The 15,162-nt window shown below is 67.3% G+C and carries 15 protein-coding genes; 7 read left to right on the forward strand and 8 right to left on the reverse strand.

Annotated features, from left to right (window positions below; genetic code table 11):
• Window positions 1-11: 11 nt before the first annotated feature.
• The 4 genes from frr to AC1DOM_RS06275 form a co-directional block, all read right to left on the reverse strand.
• Window positions 12-569, reverse strand: a complete 558-nt coding sequence (gene frr, locus AC1DOM_RS06260; RefSeq protein WP_498961359.1) for a ribosome recycling factor — start codon at window positions 567-569, stop codon at window positions 12-14.
• Between the two features lie 79 nt (window positions 570-648).
• Complete coding sequence (locus tag AC1DOM_RS06265) at window positions 649-1,563, reverse strand: cation diffusion facilitator family transporter (RefSeq protein ID WP_498961361.1); 915 nt, start codon at window positions 1,561-1,563, stop codon at window positions 649-651.
• Between the two features lie 7 nt (window positions 1,564-1,570).
• Entirely contained in the window at window positions 1,571-2,293 is a 723-nt protein-coding gene (pyrH, locus tag AC1DOM_RS06270) for a UMP kinase (protein WP_498961363.1), read from the reverse strand.
• Window positions 2,294-2,370: 77 nt separating this feature from the next.
• Window positions 2,371-2,781 (reverse strand): DoxX family protein, encoded by a 411-nt coding sequence (locus tag AC1DOM_RS06275; RefSeq protein WP_498961364.1) that lies wholly within the window; start codon window positions 2,779-2,781, stop codon window positions 2,371-2,373.
• Window positions 2,782-2,856: 75 nt separating this feature from the next.
• On the opposite strand from AC1DOM_RS06275, the gene AC1DOM_RS06280 reads away from it, so the two are divergent.
• Together AC1DOM_RS06280 and AC1DOM_RS06285 are read left to right on the forward strand one after the other, a co-directional pair.
• Window positions 2,857-3,735, forward strand: coding sequence for a LysR family transcriptional regulator (locus AC1DOM_RS06280; protein ID WP_498961366.1), 879 nt, complete (start codon window positions 2,857-2,859; stop codon window positions 3,733-3,735).
• A gap of 83 nt (window positions 3,736-3,818) precedes the next feature.
• On the forward strand, window positions 3,819-4,097 hold the full coding sequence (locus tag AC1DOM_RS06285) for a hypothetical protein (protein ID WP_498961368.1): 279 nt from the start codon (window positions 3,819-3,821) through the stop codon (window positions 4,095-4,097).
• 58 nt (window positions 4,098-4,155) lie between these two features.
• On the opposite strand, the gene tsf is transcribed toward AC1DOM_RS06285, so the two are convergent.
• Together tsf and rpsB are read right to left on the reverse strand one after the other, a co-directional pair.
• Window positions 4,156-5,037, reverse strand: coding sequence for a translation elongation factor Ts (tsf, locus tag AC1DOM_RS06290; protein ID WP_498961370.1), 882 nt, complete (start codon window positions 5,035-5,037; stop codon window positions 4,156-4,158).
• A 104-nt stretch (window positions 5,038-5,141) separates the two neighbouring features.
• Entirely contained in the window at window positions 5,142-5,957 is an 816-nt protein-coding gene (gene rpsB, locus AC1DOM_RS06295) for a 30S ribosomal protein S2 (RefSeq protein ID WP_498961372.1), read from the reverse strand.
• A 295-nt stretch (window positions 5,958-6,252) separates the two neighbouring features.
• On the opposite strand from rpsB, the gene map reads away from it, so the two are divergent.
• Genes map through dapE form a run of 5 tightly spaced genes read left to right on the forward strand, consistent with a single transcriptional unit; the run spans window position 6,253 to window position 12,036 of the window.
• The gene (gene map / locus AC1DOM_RS06300; protein ID WP_498961374.1) at window positions 6,253-7,029 is read left to right on the forward strand and encodes a type I methionyl aminopeptidase; all 777 of its coding nucleotides are present in this window, start codon (window positions 6,253-6,255) and stop codon (window positions 7,027-7,029) included.
• Window positions 7,026-9,668 carry a [protein-PII] uridylyltransferase gene (gene glnD / locus AC1DOM_RS06305; protein ID WP_498961376.1) on the forward strand — a complete coding sequence of 881 codons (2,643 nt, stop codon included), beginning with the start codon at window positions 7,026-7,028 and terminating at the stop codon, window positions 9,666-9,668. Before map ends, glnD begins: the two co-directional genes overlap by 4 nt.
• Entirely contained in the window at window positions 9,665-10,549 is an 885-nt protein-coding gene (gene dapD / locus AC1DOM_RS06310) for a 2,3,4,5-tetrahydropyridine-2,6-dicarboxylate N-succinyltransferase (RefSeq protein WP_498961378.1), read from the forward strand. Before glnD ends, dapD begins: the two co-directional genes overlap by 4 nt.
• A gap of 3 nt (window positions 10,550-10,552) precedes the next feature.
• Window positions 10,553-10,912 (forward strand): arsenate reductase, encoded by a 360-nt coding sequence (locus tag AC1DOM_RS06315; RefSeq protein ID WP_498961380.1) that lies wholly within the window; start codon window positions 10,553-10,555, stop codon window positions 10,910-10,912.
• Window positions 10,909-12,036, forward strand: a complete 1,128-nt coding sequence (gene dapE / locus AC1DOM_RS06320) for a succinyl-diaminopimelate desuccinylase (protein ID WP_498961382.1) — start codon at window positions 10,909-10,911, stop codon at window positions 12,034-12,036. Before AC1DOM_RS06315 ends, dapE begins: the two co-directional genes overlap by 4 nt.
• Before the next feature lie 18 nt (window positions 12,037-12,054).
• Here dapE and AC1DOM_RS06325 read toward each other — a convergent pair whose 3' ends face one another.
• Entirely contained in the window at window positions 12,055-12,702 is a 648-nt protein-coding gene (locus AC1DOM_RS06325; RefSeq protein ID WP_498961384.1) for an OmpW/AlkL family protein, read from the reverse strand.
• A 98-nt stretch (window positions 12,703-12,800) separates the two neighbouring features.
• Window positions 12,801-15,149 carry a penicillin acylase family protein gene (locus AC1DOM_RS06330; RefSeq protein ID WP_498961386.1) on the reverse strand — a complete coding sequence of 783 codons (2,349 nt, stop codon included), beginning with the start codon at window positions 15,147-15,149 and terminating at the stop codon, window positions 12,801-12,803.
• Window positions 15,150-15,162: the final 13 nt, after the last annotated feature.

The following is a 15,162-nucleotide window of genomic DNA, read 5'->3' on the forward strand; positions in this document are numbered from 1 at the left end:
GAACCGTGGCGTCAGACCGCCATCAGTTCCTGTTCCTTGGCCTTGACCACCTCGTCGACATCCTTGATCGCCTTGTCCGTGAGCTTCTGGATGTCGGCTTCGCTGTTGCGCTCTTCGTCTTCGGTGATCTGCTTGTCCTTCAGCAGTTCCTTGATCTGGTGGTTGGCATCGCGGCGGATGTTGCGGATCGCGATCTTCGCGTCCTCGCCGCCGGCGTGCACGTGCTTGGACAGTTCCTTGCGGCGCTCTTCGGTGAGCGGCGGCAGGTTGATGCGGATGGTGGTGCCCGCCGTGTTGGGGGTCAGGCCGAGGTCGGAGGCGAAGATCGCCTTCTCGACGACCGCGACCATGGGCTTCTCCCACGGGGTGATGGTCAGCGTGCGCGCGTCGGCGACGGCGACGGTGGCGACCTGGCTCAGCGGCATTTCCGAGCCGTAGTAGTTGACCTTCAGGTGGTCGACCAGCGCGGAGGTGGCGCGACCGGTACGGAGCTTGGTGAGTTCCTGCCGGAAGGCATCCACGCTCTTCTGCATGCGGGCGGTGGCGTCTTTCTTGATGTCGCTGAGCATCGCGGGCTCCGGGTCCTTTCGATCAGCCCGGGATTATAAGGGGTCGAACAGCCGGTTCCCCCTGCCGAAGGGCCGGGCCCTAGTAATGGGGCGCTTTATCGTGCTCGTCGTGGCACCCGGTTCCGAACTCGATCTGCAGCGTCGGATGGTTGATCCCGAAGCGTTCGTCGAGATCGTGGGACACCGAATCGATGAAGACGTCGTGGTCCTGCGCATTGGCGCGGACCAGGTGCGCGGTCATGGCCACTTCGCCCGCGCCCAGCGACCAGATGTGCACGTGGTGTACGGCGGTCACGCCGGGGCAGGAGCCGAGGAAGGCGCGGACCTGCGCCTGGTCGATCTGGCGCGGCACGGCATCCATCGCCGCGTTGAAGCTGTCGCGCAGCAGCCCGAAGGCGCTGAAGGCGACCACCGCGCCGACCAGCAGCGCGGTGAGCGGATCGAGCCAACGCCAGCCGAAGGCCAGCATGCCCGCGCCCGCGAGCACGGCCGCGAGGGACACGGCGGCATCGGCCAGGAGGTGCAGGAACGCGCCGCGCCGGTTGAGGTCGTCGTGCCCGCCATGCATGAACCATGCAGCGCCGAGGTTCACGGCGATGCCGATGGCGGCGACCACCATCACCGTGGTGCCCGGCACTGCGGGCGGTGCGATGAAGCGCCGCACCGCTTCCCACGCCAACGCACCGGAGAATCCGGCGAGCACGATCGCGTTGGCCAGCGGCGAGAGCAGCGTCGCGCGGCGCCATCCATAGGTGTGTCGTTCGGTGGGCTTGCGCTTGGCGAGCACGGCCGCGCCCCAGGCCAGCCCGAGGCCGAGCACGTCGCCGAAGTTGTGCAGCGCATCGGACAGCAGCGCGAGCGAATTGGTCGCGAAACCGTAGCCGGCTTCGAGCACGGTGTAGGCGAGGTTGAGCAGCGTCACCCACGCGAAGGCGCGGATGCCGGCATCCCCGTGGTGGTGGTCGTGCGCGTCGTGCGAATGCCCGGCGCCCATGCCGGCCTCAGCCCCGGCCGCGGACGAGCGTGCCGATGTTCTCGCCGCGCAGGATCTTCAACAGCACGCCCGGTTGCGACATGTCGAAGATGCGCAGCGGCAGGTCGCTGTCGCGCGCCAGTGCGAAGGCGGCGGTGTCCATCACCTGCAGGTCGCGCGAGATCACTTCGTCGTAGGTCAGCGCGTCGAAACGCACGGCATCCTTGTGCTTCTTCGGATCCTTGTCGTACACGCCGTCGACCTTCGTGGCCTTGAGCAACAGGTCGGCGCCGATCTCGATCGCGCGCAACGCGGCGCCCGAATCGGTGGTGAAGAACGGTGCGCCCACGCCCGCGGCGAAGATCGTGATGCGGCCCTTTTCCAGGTGCCGGATGGCGCGGCGGCGGATGTAGTCCTCGCACACGTCGTTGATCTTGATCGCGCTCATCACGCGCGCGCGGCCGCCGCGTTTTTCGAGCGCGTCCTGCATCGCCAGCGCGTTGATGACGGTGGCGAGCATGCCCATCTGGTCGCCGGTCACGCGGTCCATGCCGCCGGCGGCCAGGCCCGCGCCGCGGAAGATGTTGCCGCCGCCGAGCACCAGTGCGATCTCGGCGCCGGCTTCGCGCGCTTCCATCACTTCGTCGGCGAGGCGGCCGATGACCTTGGGGTCGATGCCGTAGTCCTCATCGCCCATCAACGCTTCGCCGGACAGCTTGAGCAGGACACGGCGACAGGCGAGCTGGGACATCGGCGACTCCACGGGGGCAAGGGAAAATCCTCGGGGATTCTAGCCGATGGCCAAAGCCCGCCCCATGCCCCGGGGAATCATGCGCGTGCGTCCAGGGTCAGGGCGCGGCTGCGGCGCAGCGCGTAGTCGCCATCGCCCGACAGCCACAGCACGATCGACACGGCGATCAGGAACAGCGGGTATTCCCAGCCGCCGCCGGTGGCGGTGAACACCCAACCATTCGGCACGTGGGTCCACAGCGCGACGGCGAGGATCGGCACGAGCAGCAGTGCGACCTGCCGCGCATAGACGCCGGCGAGGATCGCCAGTCCGCCGGCGATTTCCGCGACGACGACCGGGTAGGCGAGAAAGCCGGGAATGCCCTTGGATTCGAAGAAGGCGGCCGTGCCGGGCAGGGTGAAGACGAGGATCTTGAGCAGGGCATGCGACAGCCACATCGCGGACAGCGCGAGGCGGAGCAGCAGCGGGGCGTACTGGCGGGTGTTCACGGGAGGCTCCGGTTGCGGGGAAGGTGCCGGCACTCTAGGATTGCGGCCGCGCAATGGGAATATGTGGAATCACAAATGGCCGTTGCATCCGTGCAATACGAGCTGGGGCCCGCGGATCTCCGTGTCGTCCTTGCCCTCGCGCGGCGGGGAACGCTCGCGGCGGCCGGCGAATTGCTGGGCATCGATGCGTCCACCGTGTTCCGCGCGCTGCAGCGCGTGGAGAAGGGATTGAAGCAGCGCCTGTTCGAACGCACGCGCGCGGGCTATCGGCCGAGCGAATTGGGGACGCAACTGGCACGGCACGCCGAACGCATCGAAACCGAACTCGACACCGCGCGCGGTATTGCGCAGGCACCGGGACAAGCGGTGTCGGGCACGGTGCGCATCAGCACGACCGACACCTTGCTGCACGGCCTCGTGCTGCCTGCGCTGCGCGATCTGTCGCAGACGCATCCGCTGCTGTCCTTCGAGATCAACGCGAGCCACGAGCTCGCGAGCCTGACCAAGCGCGATGCGGACATCGCATTGCGCGCGACATCGCGCCCGCCCGATCACGTCGTCGGCAAACACCTGGGCACGATTCGCGTCGCGATTTACGGCGCACGCACGCGCGGGCGAAAACCTGATCCCGCGACGAGCCCATGGATCGCGCCCGACGAAGCGCTCCCGCAACACCAGAGCGTGCTGTGGCGCAAACGCCACATGCCCGGCATCGTTCCGCGCGTGCAGGTGAACAGCATTCTTTCCGTTGCAGAAGCGATCGCTGCCGGCCTGGGCGTCGGTGTGCTTCCGTTGTTCCTCGCGCGCGATCGCAGCGACCTGGTTGCACTCACCGAACCACTCGCGGATGCGCAAACCCAACTGTGGTTGCTCACGCATCCCGAATCGCGACACCTGCGGCGCATCGCGACAGTGGCGCAACATCTGGCTGGAAATATCTCGTTGCCGGATTGAGGGATTGTGTTTCGGTCCACCGGCGCGCGAAATTGGGGGCGAGCGAAGGGGCCGCTCTCCATCCAATGCAAAGGAGATCCCCAATGTCTTTTTCCCGCGAAGAAGTCGACGCCAAGTTGGCGACGGTCGAAGCGCGACTCGACGGTCGCATCGTCAACACCGAGCGAGACCTCAAGCGCCTGTTTGCCGTGGGCATCGCCAGCATCGCCACGACGATCGGCACCGGACTCGCGTGTACCCAGGCGATGCTCAGCCACTTCGATACGGTGCTCGAGGCTTACCACGCAGGTGCACGCCTGCCACAGGATATCCGCGTGGTGACGTACCCCGCCCAGCATCACGTTGCGCCCCCACCGCAATAGGCAACAAAAAACCCGCGGTTGCCCGCGGGTTTTCCGTTTCAACGCTTGTCGCGGTGGATCAGACCTGCATGGCCTTGGCCACTTCGGCTGCGTAGTCTTCCTTCACCTTCTCGATGCCTTCGCCGACGGCGAGGCGCTGGAAGCCGACGACATCGGCGCCGGCGGCCTTCGCCGTGGCTTCGACCGTCTTGTCCTGGTCCAGCGCGTAGGGCTGGCCGTACAGCGTCACTTCGTTGACGATCTTCGCGATCTTGCCGCTGATGATCTTCTCGAGGATTTCGGCCGGCTTCTGCTTGTCCTTGTCGGACATCTTGGCCAGTTCGATTTCCTTTTCCTTCGCGACGAAGTCGGCCGGCACGTCGGCCGCCTTGTTGTACGGCGGATTCAACGCGGCGATGTGCATCGCGATGCCGCGCGCCAGGTCGGCGTCGCCGCCCTTGAGCTCGACCAGCACGCCGATCTTGTTGCCGGTGTGCACGTAGGCCGCGACGTTGTTGGCGGTGTCGATGCGCACGAGGCGACGGACCTGCACGTTTTCGCCGACCTTGGAGATCACGGCGGCGCGCGCTTCTTCGACGGTCTCGCCCGAGGGCATCTTCGCGGACTTCAGCGCTTCGACGTCGGCGGCGCCGGACGCCAGCGCGGTCTGCGCGACGGCGTCGGCGAAGTTGATGAAGTTGCCGTCCTTCGCAACGAAGTCGGTTTCGGAGTTGATCTCCACCAGCACGGCCTTGTTGCCCGACTGGGCGACCGAGACACGGCCTTCGGCGGCCACGCGGCCGGCCTTCTTGTCGGCCTTGGCCAGGCCCGACTTGCGCAGCCACTCGGCCGAAGCTTCGATGTCGCCGTTGTTTTCGGTGAGCGCCTTCTTGCACTCCATCATGCCGGCGCCGGTGCGCTCGCGCAGTTCCTTGACGAGGGAAGCGGTGATTTCAGCCATGGGGGTTCCTCTTGGAAATGAGTGCGTCATCCCCGCGATTGCAGGGATGGCGAAAATGCAGATCGCAGCCGCGCAGTCTTGCGCGGCTGCATGACAGCCGGTGCTTACTCGGCCTTGGCGGCCGGCTTGCGCGGGGCGGGCTTCTTGGCCGGGGCGCGGCGCGGGCCCTTCTTGTCTTCGCCTTCGGCACCGGCGGCTTCGGCGAAGTCTTCTTCGCGGACGTTTGCGGCCGACGGGGCGGCAGCCTTGCCTTCGAGCACGGCGTCGGCCGCGGCGCGGGCGTACAGCTGCACGGCGCGGATGGCGTCGTCGTTGCCCGGGATCGCGTAATCGACCAGGGCCGGATCGTAGTTGGTGTCGACAACCGCGATGACCGGGATGCCGAGCTTCTTGGCTTCCTTGACGGCAATGTCTTCGTGGCCGATGTCGATCACGAACAGCGCGTCGGGCAGGCGGTTCATGTCCTTGATGCCGCCGAGCGAGGCTTCGAGCTTGTCGCGCTCACGGCGCAGGCCGAGCACTTCGTGCTTGACCAGCTTCTGGAACGTGCCGTCGGTTTCGCCGGCTTCCAGTTCCTTCAGGCGCTGGACCGACTGCTTGACCGTGCGGAAGTTGGTGAGCGTGCCGCCCAGCCAGCGCTGGGTCATGTACGGCATGCTGCAACGCGTGGCTTCTTCCTTGATCGCTTCGCGCGCCGAGCGCTTGGTGCCGACGAACAGGATGGTGCCGCGCTTCTGCGCGATCGCCGAAATGAAGTTCATCGCGTCGGAGAAGAGCGGCATCGTCTTCTCGAGGTTGATGATGTGGATCTTGCCGCGGGCGCCGAAGATGTACGGGCCCATCTTGGGATTCCAGTAGCGCGTCTGGTGGCCGAAGTGGACGCCGGCTTCCAGCATCTGGCGCATGGTGACCTGGGACATTGCTTGTAACTCCTGACAGTGGAACCTGCCGCCCATGGGTTGGGGCGGACGTTGGGTTCCGGGGTTGGGCCTCCCTGGCGCTTCCGCCTCCGAACCTCTTGCGAGGCACCCCGGGGCGGGCTGTTGCGGCAGGTGTGGATTCGAGGGTGGCGCCCCTCGTGGGCGGCTTCCGGGGGCGGGTGCCCGGGGAAGAAGCGGAATTCTAGCGGTTCCAGCCACTTGCGGGCAAGCCGTGGAACGCTCCGGGACGGGGGCGTGATGGCCGGAACGGCCCCCGGGAGGCGATAATCCCCCCATGTCGATCACCATCAAGTCCCCCGAGGACATCGAAAAGATGCGCGTCGCCGGCCGCCTGGCCGCCGAGGTGCTCCAGGTCGTCGCCCCGCACGTGAAGCCGGGCGTGACCACCGCCGAACTCGACCGCATCTGCCACGACCACATCGTCAACGTGCAGCAGGCGATCCCGGCCAACGTGGGTTACCGCGGTTTCCCCGCCACGGTCTGCACGTCGGTCAACAACGTCATCTGCCATGGCATCCCCAGCGAGGCCAAGGTCCTGAAGGACGGCGACATCCTCAACATCGACGTCACCGTCATCAAGGACGGCTGGCATGGCGACACCTCGCGCATGTATTACGTGGGGACGCCGTCGGTGATGGCCAAGCGGCTGGTGGACACCACGCGCGAGGCGATGTTCCGTGGCATCCGCACCGTGAAGCCGGGCGCCACGCTCGGCGACATCGGCAACGCGATCCAGCAGTACGCCGAAGGCGAACGCTTCAGCGTCGTGCGCGAGTACTGCGGCCACGGCATCGGCAAGATCTATCACGAAGACCCGCAGGTACTGCATTACGGGCGCCCGGGCGAAGGCATGGTGCTCAAGCCGGGCATGACCTTCACGATCGAACCGATGATCAACGAAGGCGCGCGCCATACCAAGCTGCTGCCCGACGGTTGGACCGTGGTCACCAAGGACCGCAAGCTTTCCGCGCAGTGGGAGCACACGGTGGTGGTGACCGACGATGGCGTCGAGATCCTTACCCGCGTCCCCGGCGACGACAACGATCTATGAGCGACCCCGCCGCCGCCTCCAGGCCGGCGGCGAGCGCGCCGCCGAGTGAACCGGCCGCATGGGCCACCCAGGCGCGTGCGCGCCTGATGGAGGCCGACGCCGCGCTCGCCGCGCGCTTCGACCGCAACGAAGACATCGACACGCTGCTGCGCGATCGCGCGATGGCCGTCGACGCGCTCGTGCGCGAAGCCTGGTCGCAATGCATCACCGACGACGCGAAGCTCGCCCTGTTCGCCGTCGGCGGCTACGGCCGCGGCGAGTTGTACCCGCAATCGGACATCGACCTGCTCGTGCTGGCCGAGCCCGACGCGCAGGCCGCGCAGCACGATGCGCTCGCGCGCTTCTTCGCGCTGCTCTGGGATGCGGGCCTGCCGACCGGCCACGCCGTGCGCTCGCACAACGAATGCACCGCCGCGGCGCGCGAAGACATCACCGTGCTTACCGCCTTGTCCGAAGCGCGCCCGCTGGTCGCCGACGAACACGACCTGCGCGCGCTGCTGCACGCGATCGACACGCGCCACGTCTGGCCCGCGCGCGAGTACTTCCGCGCCAAGCGCGAAGAGCAACGCGTGCGCCAGGCGCGCTTCGGCGACACCTCGGACAATCTCGAACCCAACCTCAAGGAAGGCCCGGGCGGCCTGCGCGACATCCAGACGCTGCGTTGGATGGCGTTGCGCGTGCTCGGCCAGCGCGATGCGCAGGGCATGATCGCGCTCGGCCAACTGGGCGCCGACGAATACGCCACGCTCGAACGCGAGCGCCGCGCACTCGCGCGCCTGCGCTATGGCCTGCACCTGGTGGCCGGTCGCCGTGAAGAACGCCTGCGCTTCGATCACCAGAAGACGCTGGCCGCGCGCCTGGGGCACGTCGACGCCGACGGCACGCTCGCCGTCGAACAGATGATGCAGGGCTTCTATCGCAGCGCCTCGATCGTGCTGCGCATCAACGACCGTTTGCTGCAACGCTTCGAAGAACAACTCGAAGGCGAGGTCGCGCCCGAACCGATCGATGCGGCCTTCGAATTGCGCCGCGGCTATCTCGCCGCGCGCGATCCGCAGTGGCCGGAAGGCGACACCGCGGCCATCTTCGCGTTGTTCGCGACCTGGGCGGCGCAACCGCGCATCCGCGGCCTGCATTCGCAAACCGCGCGCGCGTTGGCCGAATCGCTGCCCGCGATCCCCGCATACACCGACGCGACGCCCGCATTGCGCGCGCAGTTCATTGCGCTGCTGCGTGGCCCGCAGGCGGTCGAAACCGTCGCGCGCCTCGCCCGGCTCGGCGTGCTCGCACGTTGGTTGCCGGCGTTCGCGCAGGTTTCCGGGCGCATGCAGTTCGACTTGTTCCATGTCTTCACCGTGGACCAGCACACGCTCGCGGTCCTGCGCAACATCGCCGGCTTCGCCGCGGGTACGCAGGACGAGCGTTTCTCGATCGCGCATGAAGTCCACCCGCGTCTGCGCAAGCCGGAGTTGTTGTTGCTCGCCGGCCTCTTCCACGACATCGCGAAAGGGCGGGGCGGCGACCACTCCGAACTCGGCGCGGTCGATGCGCGCGAATTCGGCATCGCGCACGGCCTGAGCGAAGCCGACACCGAACTGATCGCGTGGCTCGTCCGCAAGCACCTGCTGATGTCGGTCACCGCGCAGAAGCAGGACATCTCCGATCCGGAGGTCATCCATCGCTTCGCGCATGAAGTCGCCGATCGCGAACGGCTCGATCTTCTGTATCTGCTCACCTGCGCCGACATCGCCGGCACTTCGCCGAAATTGTGGAACGCGTGGAAGGATCGGCTGCTGGCCGATCTGTACACGGCGACGCGCCTGGCCTTGCGCCGTGGGCTTGAGCATCCGGTCGCGGCTGCCGATCGCATCGCCGAATCGCGCGCCGCCGCGCAGGCGTTGCTCGCGGAATTCGGCATCAAGGCCGATGAAGCGCAGCGCCTGTTCGCGCTGATGCCCGACGAAACCTTCCTGCGCGCGCGGCCCGACCAGATCGCCTGGCAGGCCACCGTCGTGCGCGGCGCGAAGGCCGAGGGCGTGCGGGTCAGTGCCCGCACCCTGAATGCACAGGGCGCGGCGCGCATCGGTGCGCTGGAAGTGTTCGTGCTCGCGCCCGATCGCGACGGCCTGTTCGCGGCGATCGTCGCCACGCTGGATCGCGCGGGCCTGGCGATCATGCAGGCGCGCCTGTTCGACGGCCCGGATGCACGCGTGTTCGATACCTTCGAAGTGCTGCCGGCCGAAGGCCAACGCGCGGTCGCGGCGGACGATGTCGAACGCCGCATGGCGGGCGCGCTCGCCGTCGCCGACCTCGACACGATCAAACCGGTTCGCCGCAACCAGCCGCGGCACCTGCGACACTTCCGCATCGCGCCGCAGATCGGGTTCGTCGATGCGGCCGACAAGCGCCGCACCTTGCTCAGCCTGGTCTGCACCGACAGGCCGGGGCTTCTCGCCGATGTCACGCAAGTCTTCCGTGCACAGCGCCTGCGCGTGCACGATGCGCGCATCGCCACCTTCGGCGCACGCGCCGAAGATGTCTTCCAACTGACCGACGAGCGCGACCAGGCGCTCGACGACGCGCGCCGCGACGCATTGCGCGCGGCGCTGTCGGCCCTATTCGATGGAGATCCACGATGACCGTCCGCAAGACCACGAGGAAGAAGGCCGCCGCGCCGCAGCCCGCACCGGGCCTGAGCGTGGAGGAATTGAAGTTCCACATCGACAGTGCGTGGGAACGCCGCACGATGCTGACGCCCGAAGAGATCGAGTGGGCCACGCGCCCCTCGGTCGAACGCGTGATCGAAGGCATGGAAAGCGGCGAATTCCGCGTCGCCGAGCCCGACGGCAAGGGCGGCTGGCAGGTCAACGAGTGGCTGAAGAAAGCGGTGCTGCTGTATTTCCGCACGCGCGACATGACGCTGATGGAAGGCGAGCCGGCGCCGTTCTGGGACAAGGTGCCGCTGCGCTTCCAGGGTTTCGGCGAATCGCAGTTCCGCAAGCTCGGCGTCCGCGTGGTGCCGGGCACGGTGGTGCGGCGCGGTTCCTACCTGGGCAAGGACGTCGTGCTGATGCCGAGCTTCGTGAACATCGGCGCGCATGTCGGCGCCAACACGATGGTCGATACCTGGGCGACGGTGGGTTCGTGCGCGCAGGTGGGCAAGCATTGCCACATCTCCGGCGGCGCGGGCATCGGCGGCGTGCTGGAGCCCCTGCAGGCTTCGCCGACGATCATCGAGGATCATTGCTTCATCGGTGCGCGCTCCGAAGTGGTCGAAGGCGTGGTCGTCGGCCACCACAGCGTGATCGGCATGGGCGTCTTCCTCGGCCAGAGCACGCGCATCTACAACCGCGCGACGAAGGAAATCAGCTACGGTTACGTGCCGCCGGGCTCGGTGGTCGTCTCCGGTTCGCTGCCTGCGGCCGATGGCACGCATTCCCTGTATTGCGCGGTGATCGTCAAGCAGGTCGATGCGAAGACGCGCGCGAAGACGTCGATCAACGAACTCCTCCGCGGGTAAGCAATGACCACTCTCTACGGCCTGTCCAACTGCGATACCTGCAAGAAGGCGCGCAACTGGTTGGAGCGCTTCGGCATCGAACACACGTTCGTCGACTATCGCGACCGCCGCCAGTCCGCCGCCACGCTCGCCGGTTGGGCGCAGCAGGCAGGGAGTTGGGAGGCGTTGATCAACAAGTCTTCGACCACGTGGCGCGAACTGCCACCGGCCCGCAAGACCCCGGCCAGCGACCCGGAATGGCAGTTGTTGCTGAAGGAATATCCGCAGCTGATCCGCCGCCCGGTCGTCGTGACCGACGATGGCACGGTGACGCAGGGATTCACCGACAGCGGTTTCAAGCTGCGTTTCGGGGTGCGCAAGTGAGCGACGTGCTCGCGTTGACGAAGGCCTTGATCGAACGAAAGTCCGTCACGCCGAACGATGCCGGTTGCCAGGCGATGCTTACGCAACGTTTGTCGCGCGCAGGCTTCGCGTGCGAATCGCTGCGCTTCGGCGACGTCGACAATCTGTGGGCGACCCACGGCAGCGAAGGCCCGGTGCTGGTCTTCCTCGGCCACACCGACGTCGTGCCGCCGGGCCCGCGCGAAGCGTGGGCGAGCGATCCCTTCGTTCCCACCGAACGCGACGGGGCGTTGTACGGCCGTGGCGCGGCCGACATGAAGGGCAGCGTCGCGGCCTTCGTCGTCGCGCTGGAACGTTTCGTCGCCGAGCATCCTTCGCACCGCGGCACGGTTGCGATGCTCGTGACTTCGGACGAAGAGGGCGACGCCATCGATGGCGTGCGTCGCGTCGCCGATGTGTTCCGCGAACGCGGGCAACGCATCGATTGGTGCGTGACGGGCGAGCCGTCGTCGAAGGCGAAACTCGGCGACCTGCTGCGCGTCGGCCGCCGCGGCACTTTATCGGCGACCATGACGGTGCGCGGCATCCAGGGGCACGTGGCGTATCCGGACAAGGCGCGCAACCCGATCCACCAGGCGCTGCCCGCGTTCGCCGAACTCGTGGCTCGCAAGTGGGACGACGGCTTCGAAACCTTTCCGCCCACCAGCCTGCAGATCAGCAACGTCCACGCCGGCACCGGCGCGAACAACGTGATACCCGGGGAGATGCAGGTGTTGTTCAACCTGCGCTTCAATCCGCGATGGAGCGCGGAGAAGTTGGAAGCCGAGTGCGAAGCGATCTTCCGCAAGCACGCGCTCGACTACGCGATCCATTGGCATCGCGGCGGCGAACCCTTCCACACGCCCGAAGGCCCGCTGCGTGCAGCGGCGCGCGAGGTGCTCGCGCAAGTCGCCGGCTTCGCGCCGGAGGAGAGCACCGGTGGTGGTACGTCGGATGCGCGCTTCATCGCGCCGCTGGGAGCGCAATGCGTGGAGATCGGGCCGGTGAACGCGAGCATCCACAAGGTCGACGAACACGTGTCGATCGCCGACCTCCAGGCGCTCCCCGATGTCTACCTGGCCCTGATGCGCCGGCTCCTCGCTTAGCGAGCCGGCGCGTATCACTCAGAAGCGGTAGCCGATCGAGACGCCGTAGAACACCTTGTCGGCCTTGACCGACTTCTTGCGGATTTCCATCGACGAAACATCGGTCGACGAATCCATCCAGCGCACATCGCCGCGCGCGAACCAACCCTTGGCAATGGCGACATCCAGGCCGGCGACGGCGGCGAAGCCGTTGTCGCCCGACAGATCCAGGCCCACGAGTTCGTCGTACGTCGGGTTCGTGGCCACGCTACCGACGTTGGTCCAGTGCCAGCCGGCGCCCACGAACGGCGTGATGCGCCCCATGCCACCGAAGTGGTACTGCGCCATCAGCGTGACGGGCGAGGTGTTGTACGAGGCCAGGTGGATATCCGGGCCGAATTCGGTGTCGATGTGCACGGACTGCTTGGCGTCCGGCGCAGTCCACACTTCGATGGCCCAATGGTCGTTGACGAACCACGAGGCAGACAGGCTCCACACATCGTCGCCGTCCTCGTGGTCGATGGTGGCCAGCGGGCCCGGCATGGAAATCGGTTGGCCCGCGAGCGGATTGCCGCCGCCGTCGAGGCTGCCGTAGCCGGCAGTGAAGGCAAAGCCGCGGCCATCGCTCGCGAACGCGGTGGCCGGCGCGATGGCGAGCGCCAGCGCGATCAGTTTCAGTTTGGTCATGCTCGAATCCTTGGGGGGAGGGAAACGCCGCCGAATCGTAGTGGCGCGGTGCCCCCAACCCTCCTTGGATTCCGCCGGCTGTTACAGACGAAACGTCGCTATTTCAGCGTCAACGTGTGTTCCGTCGGACCCGGGAGAAACGGCGTCGGCCGCCCTTGCACCCAGTCCTCATGCCCCGCACCCCAATACGGCGACAGCGGATTGCCACTCTGCCCACCGGGCATGTGGAAAATGCCGTCGGCTTCGTGGCCCGGCGAGACGACCATGCGTTCGGAGGCACCGTTGTCCGGTGATTGCGCGCGTGGCGTCGTCGCATCGCCATCCAGCGGTTCGGCGGGCATGCACAACAACCTGCGCGCGAAGAACAAGGCGCGCGCCAGCGGATGACAGATGCGCGCGGTGTTCGCCTCGCCCCAGGTGCGTTCGGCGAGCGGGCCTTCGTGTTCGAGATCGGCGCGCACGTCTTTCGCGGCATCCTCGAACAATGCCGTCCAGGTCTTGTAGCGCCGCGGCAACAGATGCATCGGCCGCTGCGAGACCAGCGGCCAGGCAACGCCTTCGAACTGCGGCATCTGCGGCATGGTGAAGTCCTGCCCGAGCTCGGCCCGCGCCGGCGCGGTCAGCCCGTCTGCGAGGCGATCGTGCACCGCGCGCCGCCACGCCTTCGCGATGCGGAAGCTCACCGACGATGGCTCCGCGCGTCCTTCCCATGTGCGCGATGCCTCCGCCAGCGCATGCAACGCTGGCGTGCCGTCGGCCTTCGCCTGCGATTGCAGCAGTGCCCACCAGCGCTGCAGGAACACGGCGCGATCGTCGAGCTGGATCGCGAGCAGCGCGCGTTCGTCGAACTGCGGACGCTCGAACAGATCGTGCTTGATCCGGTTCGCGCGCACGCCGAGCCAGAAGTTGCCGTCGTACAGGCGCGCCGCACCGGGACGATCCTGGATGACGCGCGCGTTCGCGCTCCACAAGCGCGCCGAAATCGGCCGCGCAACCACGGGCGAAGCATCCAGCCGCACTCCCCAGGGCGCGCACGTCCCCGCATCGGGCATGGTTTCGTCGCAGCCGGCGATGCGTTGCGGCAACGGCCCGATTACGCGCCACGCGATGTCCTTCTTGCCGGCGACCAGCAGGTTCTGGGCAGGAATCGCGGCGCGATTCGCGCGCTGCAACGCGTCGTCGACATCGCGCGCATACGCCATGTCCATGAACGCCAATCGCAAGGAGCCCGGCAAGTGCGCCGACCAGCGCAGCGCCAGTGCGTCGCCATTCTCGGCTTCGGCGAGCACGGGCCCCCACGGCGATTCTTCGACGTCGATGTCGACCGGCGCGCCGCCTGCAACGTCGATGCGTTCGCGATGCGCCGTCAAGGGCACGCACGCACCACCGATGCGATAGCGCGCGTCGCCGCATTTCACCAGGCGTCCCCAATCGGCGTTGTCGATGTAGCCGTTGGTGAATCCCCACGCCACATGCCCGTTGCTGCCCACCACGATCGCGGGCATGCCGGGCAGGGTGACGCCGTTGAGATCGACGCGACCGCCTTCGGCGCGCGCATCGGGATAGCGCAAACGCGCGCGGAACCAGATGTTCGGCGCGCGCAGCGCCAGGTGCATGTCGTTGGCGAGGATCGCGCGGCCGTCGCGCGTGGCATCGCCGCTGACGGCGAAGTTGTTGCTGCCGATCGCGGGTGGATCGGGCAAGGCGTGCAGCGAGGCGAGCATCGGAACCGGCAGATCGCGCAGATTCAATGCATCCGGACCGGGCAACACCGCGTCGCCGGTGGGCGCACCGGTGATCGGCGCATCCCAACTCGTCCCGTCGTGCGTGAGCAGCGCATACAGCGCCGGCGGCACGTGCGACTGCAGTTTCCACAAGGCGAGTTCGCGCTTGTTGGCTGCGTCCTGCAAATCGAAGTACATCGCGTAGCCGACCAGCGGCGTGTCTTCCGCGCGCCACCGTTGCGGATGCTGTCGCAGGACCAGGTAGGCCCACGGGCGCGCGGACAATGCGTTCAGGCCGGCATTCACGCCCTGCGTATACGCATCGAGTTGTGCGCGCCGGTCGCCCGCGATCTCGTCCAGTCGCTCGTGCACGCGCGCCCGCATCCGATGCACGCGCGCGGCCTTGTCGACCCCCAGCGCGATGTCGCCGAACAGGCCCGACAACTCGCCCGCCGCCGAACGCCGCATCAGGTCCATCTCGAAGAAGCGTTCCTGCGCGTGCACGTAGCCGAGTGCGCGCAGCGCGTCGGTTTCGTTGCGTGCATCGATGGTGACCACGCCGAGCGCATCGCGTTGGATCGTCACCGGCGCCGAAAGCCCGGGCAGCGATTGCGTTCCGTCCAGCGGCGGCAGGCTCGCGCGCATCGCCAGCCATGCGGCGAGCAGCGCGATCAGCAACAACCCGAGCAACCCCAGTGCGATCCGGACGATCCAGCGCCGCATGCAGGCCCCTTTG

Source organism: Lysobacter sp. P5_B12 (genome assembly GCF_056400425.1).